13 protein-coding genes are annotated in these 16,748 nt (G+C 34.0%); 1 reads left to right on the plus strand and 12 read right to left on the minus strand.

All coding sequences use genetic code 11. The features are described from left to right. Nucleotides 1-126: 126 nt before the first annotated feature. From EOD40_RS13700 to EOD40_RS13730, 7 genes are all read right to left on the minus strand, one after another. On the minus strand, nt 127-1,254 hold the full coding sequence (locus EOD40_RS13700; protein ID WP_128196476.1) for a fatty acid desaturase family protein: 1,128 nt from the start codon (nt 1,252-1,254) through the stop codon (nt 127-129). Nucleotides 1,255-1,275: 21 nt separating this feature from the next. After that, complete coding sequence (locus tag EOD40_RS13705; protein WP_128196478.1) at nt 1,276-2,091, minus strand: sterol desaturase family protein; 816 nt, start codon at nt 2,089-2,091, stop codon at nt 1,276-1,278. 487 nt (nt 2,092-2,578) lie between these two features. Further along, the gene (locus tag EOD40_RS13710) at nt 2,579-4,168 is read right to left on the minus strand and encodes an SGNH/GDSL hydrolase family protein (RefSeq protein WP_196781452.1); all 1,590 of its coding nucleotides are present in this window, start codon (nt 4,166-4,168) and stop codon (nt 2,579-2,581) included. 69 nt (nt 4,169-4,237) lie between these two features. Then, on the minus strand, nt 4,238-5,653 hold the full coding sequence (locus EOD40_RS13715; RefSeq protein ID WP_128196481.1) for a family 43 glycosylhydrolase: 1,416 nt from the start codon (nt 5,651-5,653) through the stop codon (nt 4,238-4,240). 20 nt (nt 5,654-5,673) lie between these two features. Next, nucleotides 5,674-7,056, minus strand: coding sequence for a glycoside hydrolase family 28 protein (locus tag EOD40_RS13720; RefSeq protein WP_128196483.1), 1,383 nt, complete (start codon nt 7,054-7,056; stop codon nt 5,674-5,676). Nucleotides 7,057-7,241: 185 nt separating this feature from the next. Then, a complete protein-coding gene (locus EOD40_RS13725; protein ID WP_128196484.1) occupies nt 7,242-7,676 on the minus strand; it encodes a carboxymuconolactone decarboxylase family protein in 435 nt (144 codons plus the stop codon). A 68-nt stretch (nt 7,677-7,744) separates the two neighbouring features. Continuing rightward, nucleotides 7,745-8,320 (minus strand): Crp/Fnr family transcriptional regulator, encoded by a 576-nt coding sequence (locus EOD40_RS13730; RefSeq protein ID WP_128196486.1) that lies wholly within the window; start codon nt 8,318-8,320, stop codon nt 7,745-7,747. A gap of 163 nt (nt 8,321-8,483) precedes the next feature. On the opposite strand from EOD40_RS13730, the gene EOD40_RS13735 reads away from it, so the two are divergent. Then, the gene (locus EOD40_RS13735; RefSeq protein ID WP_128196488.1) at nt 8,484-11,837 is read left to right on the plus strand and encodes a PAS domain S-box protein; all 3,354 of its coding nucleotides are present in this window, start codon (nt 8,484-8,486) and stop codon (nt 11,835-11,837) included. On the opposite strand, the gene EOD40_RS13740 is transcribed toward EOD40_RS13735, so the two are convergent. The 5 genes from EOD40_RS13740 to EOD40_RS13760 all read right to left on the minus strand — a co-directional run bounded on the left by EOD40_RS13740 (nt 11,834) and on the right by EOD40_RS13760 (nt 16,745). Continuing rightward, the gene (locus tag EOD40_RS13740; protein ID WP_128196490.1) at nt 11,834-12,958 is read right to left on the minus strand and encodes an ABC transporter permease; all 1,125 of its coding nucleotides are present in this window, start codon (nt 12,956-12,958) and stop codon (nt 11,834-11,836) included. The genes EOD40_RS13735 and EOD40_RS13740 overlap by 4 nt on opposite strands. A 73-nt stretch (nt 12,959-13,031) precedes the next feature. Continuing rightward, nucleotides 13,032-14,138, minus strand: coding sequence for an ABC transporter permease (locus tag EOD40_RS13745; RefSeq protein WP_128196491.1), 1,107 nt, complete (start codon nt 14,136-14,138; stop codon nt 13,032-13,034). 12 nt (nt 14,139-14,150) lie between these two features. Further along, complete coding sequence (locus EOD40_RS13750; protein ID WP_128196493.1) at nt 14,151-14,885, minus strand: ABC transporter ATP-binding protein; 735 nt, start codon at nt 14,883-14,885, stop codon at nt 14,151-14,153. A 3-nt stretch (nt 14,886-14,888) separates the two neighbouring features. Then, on the minus strand, nt 14,889-15,800 hold the full coding sequence (locus EOD40_RS13755) for an ABC transporter ATP-binding protein (RefSeq protein WP_128196494.1): 912 nt from the start codon (nt 15,798-15,800) through the stop codon (nt 14,889-14,891). Nucleotides 15,801-15,869: 69 nt separating this feature from the next. Continuing rightward, nucleotides 15,870-16,745: an HlyD family secretion protein gene (locus tag EOD40_RS13760; protein WP_128196496.1), complete on the minus strand. Its 876-nt coding sequence runs from the start codon at nt 16,743-16,745 to the stop codon at nt 15,870-15,872. Nucleotides 16,746-16,748 lie beyond the last annotated feature (3 nt).

The raw sequence follows: 16,748 nt of genomic DNA on the forward strand, positions 1-16,748 counted from the left end.
GAATAATAAGTTTTCTAAATAGCTATTAAAAAATAAAAAAAATCTCTTCTGAAATTTTTCAGAAGAGATTTTTTTATTTAGATCGAGAGTTAAGCAACAATGTGGTTTTGAAGTATTATAAAATATTCAATTTTTAGAAGTTTGTAGATTTTCAGTATATGTTGAGTCATTTGAGATTGTTGTCTGTCCCATTTTTTTTAAAAAATTATAATGAGACAAAGCCGCTCCCCACAAACTAGTTTCTTTATAATTAAATCCATATTCTTCGGCAGTGTCCTTCAATATTTGTGAGAGAGCAATGTAATGGACATGACAAATGTTCGGAAAAAGATGGTGGATTACATGGGTATTAAATCCACCGAATATCCAGTTTACAACTACACTTTTGCGAGCAAAATCAGTTGTAGTATCAAGATTATGTGTGAATCGACTATGGTTTAAATAGCCTTCATCGTTTACTGTAGGAAATACAGCATCTTCAGTCATATGGGGAGGGATCGCAACTAGAGCAAATATAAAGCCTCCTACCATATGCATTATTAGATATCCAATTATGACTTGCCACCAAGTTACGCTTAAAAACAGCATAGGAAGTATAAAAATGAAAGTAATATAAATTAGCTTTGAAGCAGGGAATAGTATTTGTTCAGTAAGATTTGGTTTGAAGTGATAAGCATCCCCAATTTTATTAGTATAAAATATTTCAAAGTCTTTATAGAAAGTCAAAAAAATAAAGTAAAAAGAATAAAGAAAAGGTGTATAGATATGCGGATAATGTGAAAGTTTAGATATTATCTTATTGGAATTACCTGTTAATATTTTTTTATGGGCATAAGCTGTCCAGTCATATTCAGGTATATTGCTGTTAGCATGATGATTGAGATTGTGTCTAATTTTCCATACATAAGGGCTACTTCCGATTGCATATACAGTTGATGTAAGAAAATTATTTACTCTTCGATTAGACGAAAAAGCATTGTGTGCTGCATCATGACCTATATTAAACCCCAGCATTAATGATGCTATCCCAAATACAATTGCCAAAAGCAACATCATCAAAGGACTAAAATGATTTGACATTATTAACGCATAGGAACCAATAAAGATTAATACAATGAGTATAGCTTTTACTATTACCTGTGTGTTAGCGAATTTAGTGATGCCACGATCTTTGAAGTATTGGTTTACACGTTTCTTCAATATGCGGTAGGCTTCCTCTTCTTTGTTTCTGTACTTAAATGTTTTGACTTCCATTTGTTTTAGTTTTTAAGTTTTTTACTTGTTCCATCCTGGTTTTCCGAAAATATATAGTAATCTTTCTTTGGAATTTTTTGCATTTTTGACATCATTTGCCATATTTTCAAATTCATGCATCACTGTTTTATAAAAACTGCTGTGATCTACTTCTTCGTGAATTCCATAAATCAGGTTTCCTTTATTTTTTTGAAAAGAACCGAATAGTTTATCCCAAATAATGAGGGTTTCCCCAAAATTTTTGTTAAGGTTTTGTTCATTGCAAGAATGGTGTACCGCATGATGTAATGGTGTAATTAAGAATTTTTCCAGAACTCCCCAATTTCCTAATTTTTGACTGTGGGAAAAAAAAGCCCAAAGTTTTCCTATTCCGTAAATAATAATTAACATTTCAAGAGGGAATCCAAGAAATATAATTGGAATGTAAAAAAAGTAACGATAAATCCCTTTGAAAACTCCCGACCTGAGTGAAGTGGAAAGATTCATATGTGGTGAAGAATGATGGTTTACATGTATAGCCCACATGAAGCGGACATTGTGTTCCGTGTAATGCTTACAATAAAAACAGAAATCCCAAATAACAAAACATAATATCCAAGACCACCAGTCATACCCCAGATTAAAAAGAGCATAAGCCGAAAGTTTTATTAGTCCATAAATGGTTAAAATTTTCATCCCCATATCAAAGACTAAACCAGCCAACATTAGTTTAATACTTGAAAAGGTATCTTTAATTTTGTAATAGTTTTGATGTTTCTTGTAGGTTAATGTGTATTCCACGAATGAACCAGCTATAAAAAATACAGCCAAAAAGGCATAGAAAATTTTTAGTTCCATGAGAAGTGATTATTTTTGGTTTAATGTGCTTTTGAATCTAGTATTGGGAATTCAGTAAATTAGAAGTAGTTTTTGAGCAGCAGTTTCGTTTTTATTTGTATTCTCAACAATAGAATTATCTGTACAAAATGTTTATTTAGAGAAACATTTTTTTGTAAAGGTGCTAAGCTGTATACGTACTAAATTGTTAGTAGGTATCAGTTTTAAGTGTCTGGATGTGAGTTTTTTATTGGTAAATTTTAACTATCAAATATAAGATTATTTTGTTGGAAAATGAATCGTTTTTTTAAATTTGTTGTTTGTAATCTTATTGCTCAAAATTTTCTATTATATTTAAAGATTGTATCGAAAAATGGCGCAATTATTCTAAATAACACCATATTGATGGAGAAGAATAGTTAGGGCTAATTAATTTAGCTTTACAGTATAAAAAAAGTCCCGTCTCGTTCTAAAACGAGACGGGACTTTTTCATTATTAGAAAATAGATTATTTTTTTGTTTTCTGAATGTTTTCGATAATATCGGCAGCAATAATTTGTTGTCCTTCATCGGCCATGTGGATGCCATCTTCAGCATAGTAATCCAGAATCCCTAAAAGCGGATGATAAATGTCGATTACACTAAATTTTTTAGACTGAGCGATAGTCGTAAATTGGGGAATCAATTGCTCAATTCTTTCGTTCCCTCCTTTGTATTTATCAAGAATGTTTTTTGTTCGCATTGGTGGAGGAGTAACGTAAATGAACTTTGGTTTCGATTTTTTGATTAACGAATGTTTGGTGATTTTGTTCAACAGTGTTTCAAAATTTACAACGACTTCTTTTTGCTTATCGGCAAAATCATTTTTAGTGTCGTTAGTTCCTAAACAGACAATTACAAAATCGTATTTTTTGTTTCCAATTTGTTGTTGCGCATCATTTAAATAGTCATCAATATTGGCTAAGGCATTCAAATCTTTTTTTCCGTTGTTGTCAAAACCAATGGTTCTTCCACTTTTGGAGATATTAATAATGTTAGCATTAGGCATCATATTTTTCAATTGATCGACCCATCCGCCTTTGTTTTGTGCATTTGAATCACCTAAGCAAAGAATATTGTATTTTAAATTGCTGGTATTTTTAACAGGGATTAATCCTAAGGCCTGAGGAATTTGTTCGTGGGTTCCTTCAAAAATGGTCAGTTTGATATTTTCGAATTCGCGGGATAAATAAACATTTCGATCAAACAATTTATCTTTTTTATCGAATGCAGGATTGTATTGTTTGGTCACTAAACTGATGATTTCTTTTTCTGAAACCAGCTTGGTGTCGGTGACAGCTTTAGGCATGATGTCCTCCAATTTTACCGAACCATATTTAAGTTCACCAACTAATCGATTGTACATGTTTATAGAATGGGTGATAGGTACCGAACCCGTATAGCCATCATGTACTCCTTCGTAAATATATAATTTTGCATTTTTACGCAAGTCTTTTGGGAATTGTTGTAATAAAGGCGAACGACGTCTGGCTTCTTCAGCATTAAAAACGCTGTCTTTTGAGGTTGCTTTAAGAATATTGGCAGCATATTTTTGTTTGCGACCAATAGATTCCCAATACCAGGATTCCAAATCAGAAATAGGAGCCCAGGCCGAAAAAGATTTTACCGGATATTTGATATTCATGTAAGCGGCGAGTGTGGCTAAACCTCCACCGGAAACACCTACAATGTGAACGTCTTCAGGATCAGAATTGGTGTTTTTTAACGCATATTGAATAGCATCTTCGATATCTGCAATAACATATTGGCTTGCCATTGCTTCTGCGTTGTTATTGGTACCTCTAAAATCGGGATGGATGTAATTCCAGTCTCGGGCTAAAATCTCATTGGTTAGCGGATCTTTTTGGGTATAATCGGCACTCCAGGTATGCAGACTTATAATCAGCGGTTTTTTAGCTTTGCTTTTGGAAGCATACAAAAAGGCATTTTGCATTTTTCCATCTAATGAAGATGTTATTTCGATTTTTTTGAAAGCATCATTCCAATTGCTTTTTGAGGTATTATCCCAGGCAGGATCTGTTTGGGAAAACAAACTCATTATTGGAAAAAGGATGTTACAAAAGATTAAAATTAATTTGATGTGGTTTCGCATTCTCTTCTTGATAAATTAGTTCTTAACAATTATTTTATCTACTGAAACAAAATCTCCTGTGCTTCCAAAACCTGTTCCGTCTTTTTTGTACCAATTGCCGTGTTTTCCTAAAACGGTTACGGTAAATGTATAATCGCCTTTTTTCAACAGAGGGCTTAAATATTTCAAGGAAGATTCAGTGTATTTGCAATACATCTCAATCATATGAGATTGAATAATTTTTCCTGTGTTATCTTTAATTTCAATTTGGGCATAACCTCCATTCGGACGGGCAACACCATATAAACCTATTTGGGTTCCTTTAAAATTTACCGAAAAAGAAGCACCTTTCACATCAGAACTACTATCAGAAAAAGCATCTTTTAAAGCGGTTTGCGGTTTCCAATTGTCAGAATACTTTATTTTTTTAGTGTCTGTATTTGGGATAATTTCGCCCTTTAATTTAAGAGTCGACCATTTTCCTGTTGTGGTATTGATTTGCCAGTTTTCCTTGTAATCAGCTAAAAATATTGAATCGTTTTTTACCGTTAAAGGCTGCCATACATAAGTAGCCGCCGATTTTTGGTGCGGAAAAGCCCAACGGTCTCCCATAAATAAATAGGTGGTTTCTTTGGAACCTGCTATTGGAAGTACAAATGTGGATTGCGAATTCCAGGTAAGGGAATTTTTAGGAGCAAAATTTCCGTGTGATTTCCAAGGCCCTTTCAAAGACGTTGCCGTAAAATAGTAATTGTCATTGCGTTCCCAGGAACTTAAATAGGAACCCAACCAAAAATAAGTTTTTCCTTTTTTAATAATAACCGGAGCTTCACACTGACTGGTCATATCTTTAACTACTTGTTCGGTAACACTTTTGTAATCATCGCTAAGTTTATACAAATTTCCCGAGTGTGTAATAATGTAACCACTGCCATCAGTATCCTGATAAGTACCCATATCCCATTTTTTGATGGGTTTGCCTTCAAAAAGTACAGGCCCTTGGAAAGTATATTCGCCATTGATGGTTTTAGAGGTGGCATAACCCACATATTGGTCTTTGTAATTCAAGTCATCGGCGTGCATGTACATGATGTATTCGCCAGTTTTTGGACATTTCATCACTTTGGGTCTTTCGCCAACACGATTTGGACCTAAATTACCTGATTTTTGTACAGGCAAGGCCATTTTTTCAAATTTCCAGTTGTATAAATCGGTTGAAGAATAACAACTAAATCCATTAAAAGCATTATTATCGTCGCTTTTGTATTCTCCAAAAAGGTAGTATTTGCCGTTGTCTTTTACAATATTGGCTCCATGCGCACTAACTACATTACCATTGTTGTCAAACCATGGAATTCCCGAATAAATAGCATCAATTTTGTCTTTTTGGGCTGTAGCCAAAGAATAAATGCTAAAGAATGCTATTGTCAGTATTGTCTTTTTTAAAAACATAAAAAAGTAGATTTTGTAAATTATTTTAGCTTAGGTGATACGTTAAAGTTAATTACGTTTTCATTGATGTGTTTTTCACTATCCTGAATCGTTTCTGCCGTTACGTTTTTAAGAAAGATATTTTTAATAGGTAATTCTTTTTCCCCTTTAATTCTGGAAATGAATTTTACGTTTTTAGCATGAACATTGGTTAAATAGACATCCGAAATAGGAGTCAGGCGACGTTCCACTGTTGGGACTAAATTTTTCCATTGGTACAACACATCGGTTTCAATGCCTAAAATACCATCTCTTACTTTGTCTCCTTTAATATTTTGGACATAAATATTCTTTACATAACCGCCCATGCGTTCATTGGTTTTAATGAATATAAGGTTAAATGTGGTTGATCCTTTTAATAGCTCACAATTGTCTATAAAAACATTTTCTATTCCGCCGGAAAGTTCACTTCCTACGGCTAATAATTGGTGTCCGTTTTTAATGATACAGTCGCGGATAATTAAGTTTTTAGTTGGAGTTTTAGAACGCCATCCTTCAGGATTTCTACCTGATTTTACGGCAATGGCATCATCACCCTGGTCAAAAGTTACCTTTTCTACTAAGATATTCTGACTCATTTCAGGGTCAAACCCATCGTTGTTATGACCATGTGCATAGATGTTTAGATTTCGAACAATAATATCCTTAGAAAGGTACATGTGAACCGTCCAAAACGGACTATTGGTTATTGAAATTCCATCCAATAATATATTTTCGCTTCGGTTAAATTGAATAAATTGCGGACGAAGATTAGCCGTATCGTTGACCATCACACGTTGTTCAACAGGAACATTTTGACCTGATAAATTGTACAGTCTTTTTAAACTATTCATGTGACCTGCGGGACGACCAGCCCATTTTTTCCAAAAATCCATCTTCGCTTTAATGCCTCCTTCGCCAGTAATAGCGATGTTTTTACATTGGTAAGCATAAATTAACGGGGAATAATTGTAGCATTCTAATCCTTCCCAGGTAGAATGTACAGCAGGTAAATAATCGTTTGGATTATCTGAGAAAAGCAGCAAAGCACCTTTGTTTAAATGCAGATTGACATTGCTTTTAAAATGAATTTTTCCGGTTAGCCATTCTCCTTCAGGAACAACAACAGTTCCACCTCCCGCTTTGTTAGCCTGGTCAATAGCTTTTGCAATGGCTTGGGTAGTTTTGCCTTGGTCTCCTTTGACAGCACCAAAATCAGTGATTAGGAATGTGGCACATTTACTAAAGTCTGGGGTTTTAATCTTAGTGGTTCCAAATGGCGCTTTGACTTTTGTTTCTTTTTGGGTCACCTTTGGAGGATCAATATTGAAGGAATAAATTGAAAGTGAAAGAATTAGTGAAGCACACAGAATAATTTTTTTCATTAAAAGCTAATTTTGGTTAATTATATAAAAACTGAAATAATCCAGTTTGGTTTTAATTGCGTTCCATTTTTTTGATGGAGTAAGCAAATATATAAAACAGTTTATGTTTATGTATCCTGATATAAATACAGACAGCTCGCTTAAATTACTTCAAGCGAGCTGTCTTTTTTATTTTTTAATCGAATTTAAGAAGCAGGTTCTAAATTTGTGCTTATGGCAATTCGGTTCCAGGCATTGATGGTAACTACGGCCATGATAATTTGTGCAATTTGATTTTGGTCGAAAAATTGTTCGGCTTTTGCATAAGTTGCATCAGACAATCCTTTGTTGGTAATCAAAGTGATTTCTTCGGTAATAGCCAAAATTGCTTTTTCTTTTTCGGTAAATAATTGGGTTTCGTGCCATGCATTTAACAGAAAAATACGTTGGGTAGTTTCTCCGTATTTAAGAGCATCTTTAGTATGCATGTCGATACAAAAGGCACAACCGTTGATTTGAGAAGCACGAATTTTAATTAATTCTTTCTCGATTTTAGATAGTAGAATAGTAGCTAAATAACCTTCTAAGGCATACATAGCTTTAAAAGCTTGGGGTTCTGTTTCGTTGATATTTACTCTCATTTTTTTATAGTTTTATATTTTAATAGAGCAAAGTTCAGCAATAAGAAACAGTAAAAACTTAAACTGGTTTAAGAACGCTTTTTTTTTCTGATTTCGCTTAAATATTCAGGGGAGAATCCCAGAAAAGAAGCAATGAGATATTGAGGAATGCGTTGGACAAATTCGGGTTGGCTTTTACAAAGTTGTTCGTAAAATTCTTCTTTTGTGAAATCATATAGATATTTTATTCTCATTTGCGAAGCGGCATAAGCACGTTGATAGATGAATCTAAAATAGCGCTCCATTTTAGGGAATTCTTTTAAAAGTTTTTCCTGGGCCTCGCGCTCGATAACTAATATTTCTGATTTTTCTACAGCCTGAATATAAAAAGAGGTTGCTAATGCGTGTTCGTAGGCAATGTTATCGGTAATCCACCAGTTTTCTATGGCAAATTCGGTGGTTTGTTCAATTCCTTTGTCGTTGATAAAAAACTTCCTCAGGCAGCCTTCAAGAACAAAAAAATGCGATTTGCAAATAGCACCTTCAATAAGTAAATTTTCTTTTTTTCGAACAGTTATTGTTTTAAAAAAGGCAGCAATTTCCAGAAACTCTTCTTCATTTATTTGGATAAACTTCTCTAAATGTTTTTTAAGTATTTCTGACATAATTTTTTAAGGGAGCTATTTATTAGAAGCTTAAATACAGACTTTTTCAAATTTAAGTATAAAAAAAATATTTCCGGTAGTGCTTTTGTTTAATATTCTATATACTTATCTGATTGTATTTGAGTATATTTATCATGGTAATACATTGGTATATCTTAATGGAATGAAAGAAAAACAACTTACATATGAAGAATTACTACACAAAATAAATAAGCAAGAGCAAATAATTCAGGAGCTGGAAAAAGAGGTCGTTTCTAAAAAATCTTTTTTTAACGAGTTTCAGGAAAATAGTAAGGAGGCTTTGGTTTTAATTTATTCATTGTGTCTAAAAGATAATGGTGAATTATCTTATAGTAATTTAAGTGGTGCTGTTGAAGCTATTTATGGATTTGGTTCAGATCAAACAGAAAATGCTGCAACTTTAGTTTTCGATAGAATCCATCCTGAAGACCGGGAAGAGGTCTTAAATAAAATCAGACAGTCTTTATTAGATTTAATTCCGATAAAATTAGAATACAGGTATCTTCATCCTGTTAAGGGCTTGCTTTGGCACGAAATGAATGCAACTTCCAGTATTGAAATTGACGGTACTGTAGTGAGTCATGGAATAATTACCGACAATACTTTGAGGGTAGAGGCTGAACAAAAAAAGAATAAAACCAAGCGTTTGTATCGTTTTATTAATCGCATCAATCAGATTATTGTTCGTACTAAAGATGAAAACCAACTTTTCAAAGAAATTTGTACTGTTGCTGTTGAAGTAGGGAAGTTTAAGATGGCATGGATTGGGAAGATAGATTTCAATACCCAAAGTGTGATTCCTGTAAGTATTGGTGGCGATGATAAAGGCTATTTAGACGGTATAAAGATAAGTACTGAAATTCACGAAATAACGGGACGGGGACCGGTAGGCATAGCTATTAGACAAGAAAGCTATGTGGTTTGCAACAGTATTGAAGACGATCCTTTAATGGCTCCCTGGAAGGGAGAAGCCTTAAAAAGGGATTTATGTTCTTTGATGGCCATACCCATTAAAATGTTTGATATAGTTATTGGTGTTTTTGTTATTTATGCAGCGGAGAAAAATTATTTTAATGATGAAGAAATTAAATTATTAGGCAAAGCCACCAATGATGTCATTTTTGCTTTAGAGTTTTTCGAAAAAGAAACGATGCGAAAAAAAGCAGAAGAAGCTGCTGTTCAGAGTGAAAAGAGATACCATACTTTAGCTGAGGTATCTCCTGTAGGGATTTATAGAACCGATTTGAACGGAGCAACAACTTATATCAATCAACGTTGGTCGCAAATTGTAGGGATAAATTTTGAGCAGGCAATGGGGAATGGCTGGTTCATAGCAATTCACCCTGATGATCGTGTTAAATTGTATAATGAATGGAAAAAGGTAGTTGGAAACAGAGACAAATCGTTCTTAGAATATCGCTTTATTAAACCTGACGGTAGTATTATTTGGGTAATAGGCCAGGCAACCCCCGAGACAAATGCCGAAAATGAGGTTATTGGGTTCATTGGAACCATTACCGATATCAGCAAACGGAAACAAGTTGAGGATAAATTTGTCAGAACCAATAAAAAGTTGGAGGCTATAATTCAAGCCATCCCCGATATGATTTTTGAAATAGGTATTGACGAAGTTATTTATAATTATCATTCCCAGAATACAGATGTTTTATTAATGCCTCTGGAATTGTTTATAGGCAAAAAAATTCCTGAAGTTCTTCCGCCGGATGCTGCTGAAGTATGTTTGTATGCACTGAAAGAAGCTTCAGAAAAAGGACTTTCTAATGGCAGGCAGTATACCTTAGATATGCCGGATGGAAAGCATTGGTACGAATTGTCTGTTGCTCCAATGAAAGAAAAACAAAGGGAAGTTCCGCGTTTTATATGTATTTCCAGAGATATTACTGATGCTAAACTGGCAGATGAAGCTTTGTTAAAAAGTCAGGAAAGATATAGTGGCTTATTAGATAATTTAGGGGCAGGAATTGTGGTTCATACTGCAGATTCTTCAATAATTATGTGTAATCAAAAAGCATCTGAATTATTGGGAAGCAGTATTGAAGATTTACTGCAAAAAAATGATGCTAATTTTAATATGAAATTCATAAATGAAGATAGCTCCATTATGGCCCTCGAGGACTTTCCGATAAGCCAAATACTACATTCGAAGAAACCCATTAAAAATTTCGCTTTAGGAATTTTACACATTGATAAAAGCAGCGTAGTCTGGGTATTGGTTAATGGATTTCCAACTTTTAACGAGAACGGTGATATCAATGAAGTTGTGATTAGTTTTATAGATGTTACGGAGCAAAAACTGATGGACTTTGAAATTAAAAAAGCTAAGGAGCAGGCTGAAGCAGCCAATAAATATAAAACGGATTTCTTAGCTAATATGAGTCATGAAATTAGAACTCCTTTGAATGGAATTATAGGTTTTACTTCGTTACTGATGGAATCAAAATTAGGAGAAACCCAATATAACTATATGCGCACCATTAATGAGTCGGCAACGACTTTAATGGATATTGTGAATGATATTTTGGATTTTTCTAAAATTGAAGCAGGAAAATTAGAACTTCAGGCAGAAGAAATCGATCTTTTTGCATTAACAAATCAGATAATCTCATTGTTTAAGTATCAGGCAAGTCAAAAACAAATTGATTTGATTTTAGATATTGCACCTAATGTGCCTCAGTTTATATTTGTAGATCCTTTGCGATTAAAGCAAATCATCATTAATTTGGTGGGGAATGCCATAAAATTTACCCAAAAAGGTAAAATACAACTGGATATCGAAGCTATTTCTCCTTTTGAAACTGATGATACAAATCTTAGTTTTTCAGTAAAAGATACGGGAATTGGCATTCAGCCAAAGAATCAGGACAAAATATTTAATTCTTTTGTACAGGAAGATAATTCAACGAGTCGTCAATTTGGCGGAACCGGTCTTGGATTGGCGATTTCAAATCAACTTCTGGCAATGATGAATTCTAAGTTACAATTGGAAAGTACTTTTGGACAAGGAAGTAATTTTTATTTTTTCATCACCTTAAAAAAATCTAATTTTCACATTCAACATCAGTCAAATGAGGATAAAATGCAAGAAGTAAAGAGCATTTCGGGAACAAAAAAAGTTTTAATTGTAGAAGATAATAAAATTAATATGTTCCTGGCAAAAACACTGATTCAAAGAATCATCCCTGATTGTCTTATTTTAGAGGCTTTTGACGGCGATCAGGCGATAGAACAATACAAAATTCAACAGCCGGATATTATTTTGATGGATATTCAAATGCCTAATAAAAACGGATTTGAGGCTACTTATGAAATCAGAAAAATAGAGCAGGATAGTTTTACTCCTATCATTGCCCTGACAGCAGGAATCTTTATAGAAGAAAAGGAAGAATGTTTAAAATCAGGCATGAATGATTATATTACGAAACCTATAATCCCATCCGATTTAGAAATTGTACTTGATAAATGGTTGATGGATTAATTTGTTTTTTTATAACTCCAAACCGCTAAACAATTAATAACAAATGCATAAAAAGCAATGATGGAAAAAGGTTTGGCAATATCAGAAAACGTAGCGCCTTTAAGCATCACCATCCTGATGATTTCTACAAAATAGCGAATGGGGTTGAACAAAGTGATTTGTTGAGCCCAATTAGGCATACTTTCAATAGGAGTGAATAATCCACTCATCAGAATAAAAATTACGGTAAAAAACCAGGCAATAAACATGGCCTGTTGTTGGGTTTCGGTATAATTGGAGACTAATAATCCGATGCCTAAAATTGCCAATAAATAAACAGAGGTAAAAAAGTAAATAAGTCCCACACTTCCTAACATTGGAATACTGAAAACCAGTTTGGCTATAGTCAATCCTACTGTTAAAATGAGTAAACCCAATACCCAAAATGGGAATAATTTGCCAATGATGAACTGGTATTTTTTTATAGGTGTCACATTAATTTGTTCCAATGTTCCTATTTCTTTTTCCCGTACAATATTCATAGCCGACAAAAACAGTGATAGCATAGTAACCAGTAAAACTAAAATTCCGGGAACCATCAATGTTTTGTAATTTAAGGTGTTGTTGTACCAAAAGGAAGGAATACTAATAATGCTTTGTGGTTGTACAAAAGAAGCGTCATTGTATTGGTAAAGCTGGCTTCTTATTTTTTGATTGTAATTGCGAATGATTTGGTTTATGTACACATTTTCAATTCCGGCAGCAGCTCCGTCAATGGCATTAATACTTACGGATAAATTTGTTTTTTTATCAGTTAAAAGATTGTGTTCAAAATGATTAGGAATTTCGAGTATCACATCTACTTTTCCTTTTTGCATTTGTAAATTAGCTTCTTTTTTAGAAGAGAAATTTTCAATAATGTTGAAATAATCAGAAGATTGAAACTTACTAATCAATTCTCTCGATACTTTTGAATGGTCCTGATCAATATAAGAAAACCGAATGTTTTTTACTTCAAAACTGGCCGCATTAGACAAAATAAGTAATTGCACAAAAGGCAAGACAAAGAGGATAGGCAACATCGCTTTATTTCTAAAGATTTGTCGGAATTCTTTTTGTATGATGAATAATATCGTTTTCAAAATTGTTGGTTTAATATTTTAAATTTATTCTGTCATAATCTGCATTCTAAAATCTAAATTCTGCAATCTCATTTTACTCCAATCTGATTTTATATTTTTTGATACTTAACAGAATGAAAAATAAAGTCATTCCGATAAGAATTAAGGTTTCTTTCCAAATAATATCGATAGAAGCTCCTTTTAGCATGATGGCTTTGATGATGATGATAAACCATTTGGCCGGGATAATATTGCTGATAATTTGTAAGGGGAGCGGCATACTCGAAATGGGGAATATAAATCCCGATAAGATAATTACGGGAAGCATTAATCCCATTAAGGACATCATCATAGCGGTTTGCTGTGTTTGGGCAATGTTTGAAATCAGAATTCCCAATGAAAGTGCCGTTATGATAAAAAGAATGCTTTCGGCGGCCAATAAAAACAAACTTCCCTGTATAGGCATTCCAAAAACAAAAACGCCCAAAAGAACAATTACAGTGGCATTAATTATTGAAAGAAAAACATAAGGAAACACCTTGCCCAGGATTACCTGTAATGGATTTAATGGCGAAACGAGTAATACTTCCATGGTTCCGAGTTCTTTTTCCCTTGTAATAGATATGGAAGTCATCATGGCCGAAACTAACATTAAAATTACGGTCATTACTCCGGGAACAAAGGTAAAAACACCCTTTAATTCGGGGTTGTAGTATAATTGTGTTTGAGTGTCTATAGCATAAGTTTGAACATTCGTTTTGTTTACTTCCTGGATATAGTTTTGCAATATGGCATTGGTATAATTTGTAATGGTATTGGCAATATTAGGATCAGTGGCATCGGTAATAATTTGTACTTTTCCCTGTCTAGCTGTTTGCAGGTTTTTGCTAAAATTGTTTTCGAAAATAACAACAGCTTTGACTTTTCCTTTTTCGAATATGGATTGTATTTGCGATTCGCTGTTTATGGTTTGTTCAATATGAAAATACTTAGAAGCACTGATTTTATTAATGATTTTTTGTGTTTCGCTGTCTTTTGATTTGTCGAGAATAGCAATATTGACATTGTTGATTTCATTAGTAATGGCAAAACCAAATAGCATGATTTGGGCAATAGGCATCCCAAAGAGAATAAACATCGAGCGTTTGTCTCTAAAGATGTGATAAAATTCTTTTTTTATAAAGCCAAGAAATCGTTTCATACTACTTCATTTTTATTCGATATTTCGAGCCAATTTTAAAAATACTTCGTTCATAGAAGCTACGTTGTATTGTTGTTTTAAATTTTTGGGAGAATCCAAAGCTTCAATTTTTCCTTCGACCATAATGGAAACACGGTCACAATATTCGGCTTCATCCATGTAATGGGTCGTGACAAAAATGGTCGTTCCTTTATGGGCTTCGGCATAAATCATTTCCCAAAATTGTCTTCTGGTAATTGGATCAACGCCGCCGGTAGGTTCATCCAGAAAAACAATCTTAGGTTCGTGTAACAAGGCAACCGAAAACGAAAGTTTCTGTTTCCAGCCCAAAGGCAAATCGCCAACGAGTTTGTTCAGGGCATCTTCAAGTCCTAATTCTGTAACTAATTTGGTCGTTTTTTCTTTAATTTGATTCCGACTTAAACCATAGATTCCACCAAAAAAAGTAATGTTTTCTTTGATGGTCAAATCATCATACATCGAAAATCTTTGACTCATATAACCAATGCTTTTTTTGACCATTTCGGCTTGGGATTTTACATCAAAATTTGCCACTAAAGCCTCGCCTGAAGTAGGTTTTGAAATTCCAATGAGCATTTTCATAGCGGTAGTTTTTCCTGCGCCGTTGGCACCAAGGAATCCAAAGATTTCGCCTTTGTAAACGTCAAAAGAAATGTCGTTTACCGCAATGAAATCTCCAAATTTCTTGCTGAGGTTTTTTACCGTTATGATTTTTTCCTGATCCACAATTTATTGGTTTAATGTTGTTAAATCCATGAAAACATCTTCGATACTTGTTTTTGAAACTGTAATACTAATTTCAGTATGATTTTGTTCTTTCAGATAATTTTCTAATTCCAATGAATTGAAATCACTGTTTTTGTCGATATAATGAATGAATTCCCCAAAAGCGTAAACACTGTATTGACTGGGATACTTTTTTAAATCCTGAATTAATTGATGGGTGTTTTTTGTTCGAATGTTGTAAATGGTTTTGTCGTATTTTGAGGTGATATTTTCCGGAGTGTCAATTTTTAAAATACGACCTTTTTGAATCAATGCAATCCGGTCGCATAAGGCGGCTTCATCCATGTAGGGCGTCGAAACTAAAATGCTGATTCCTTTTTTTTGCAAACGCTTTAGCATTTCCCAAAACTCTTTTCTGGAAACAGGATCGACCCCAGTGGTGGGTTCATCCAGAAATAAAACTTTAGGTTTATGGATCAAGGCGCAGCAAAGGGCTAATTTCTGTTTCATTCCGCCCGAAAGAGCTGCTGCTTTTCGGTCTTTAAAAGGTTCAATTTGAATGTAAATCTCTTTTATTAATTCGTAGTTTTCTTCCAGTGTAGTTCCAAAAATAGTCGCGAAAAACGCCAAGTTTTCTGCTACGGTCAAATCCTGATACAAAGAAAATTTCCCGGGCATGTAGCCAATAGTTTTTCGAATGGATTTGTATTCTTTTACAACATCAAAACTGGCAACTGCAGCGGTTCCTTCGTTTGCAAGTAAAACAGTGGTGAGAATCCTAAAAAGAGTTGTTTTTCCAGCTCCATCAGGTCCAATGAGTCCAAATAATTCTCCTTCCTTTACTTCAAAAGAAATATTGGAAACCGCTACATTGTTTCGGTAGGATTTAGAAATATTTTGGACCTGGATACTCATGAGTAATGACAATTTCAAATTTCAATAACAATAGCAAAAACAACAAACTATCAACAATAAACCTTAAACTTATTTAATCCACATTTCGGCGGGCATTCCTATTTTCAGGCTACCATCATTTTTTACGGTTACTTTCACGGCATACACTAGGTTGACACGTTCTTCTTTGGTTTGTATCACTTTTGGAGTAAATTCTGCCGAAGAAGAAATCCATGACACAGTACCAGCATGGCTTTTCATTTCGGTACCGGAATCTATTTTAATGGTGACTTTTTGCCCTGTTTTTAATTGCGGTAATTGGGTTTCGCTTACATAAACGCGTAATGTCATTTCAGAAATATCGGCAATTTTATACAGCGGTTTTCCAAAGGCAGTGACTTCATTTGGCTCGGCATATTTTGCTAAAACCGTTCCTTTTATTGGATTGACAATCTTAGATTTTTGAATCTGATCATTGATTTTGTCAATTTGAACATCAATCGATTGGGCTTCATTGGCAATTGGGGCATTCTGGGTTCCTACACTTTTTATTTGTTCTTTCAGTACGTTGACTTTTCCATTGATTTCATCCACTTGTCGCTGGGTGGCGGCATTTTCGGCAAACATATTTTGGATTCTCTTTTGCTCAATCAAAGTGGTTTTGAGTTGTTCTTGCAGCACGCTATTTTGTGACAACACATTTTGTGATTTCGAAGAAATAGTATTCTTTGTGGCTATTAATTGCTGTTTGTTTAGGTACAATTGTGTGGTGTCAATCAGTCCTACTTTTGCATTGGCATCAAGGATATTTCCTTCTTCAACAGAAAAAGTCATTAGTTTTCCATTGGCTTCTGCCGAAATAGTTACTTCGGTAGCTTCAAAATTGCCGTAACCATCTGCTTTTTCGTTGTCTTTATTACAAGAAATTAAACTGGCTGTGAGTAAGAGTGTAATTATTTTTTTCATGAT

It is taken from the genome of Flavobacterium sufflavum, from assembly GCF_004016525.1.
GTDB classification, from domain to species: Bacteria; Bacteroidota; Bacteroidia; order Flavobacteriales; family Flavobacteriaceae; genus Flavobacterium; species Flavobacterium sufflavum.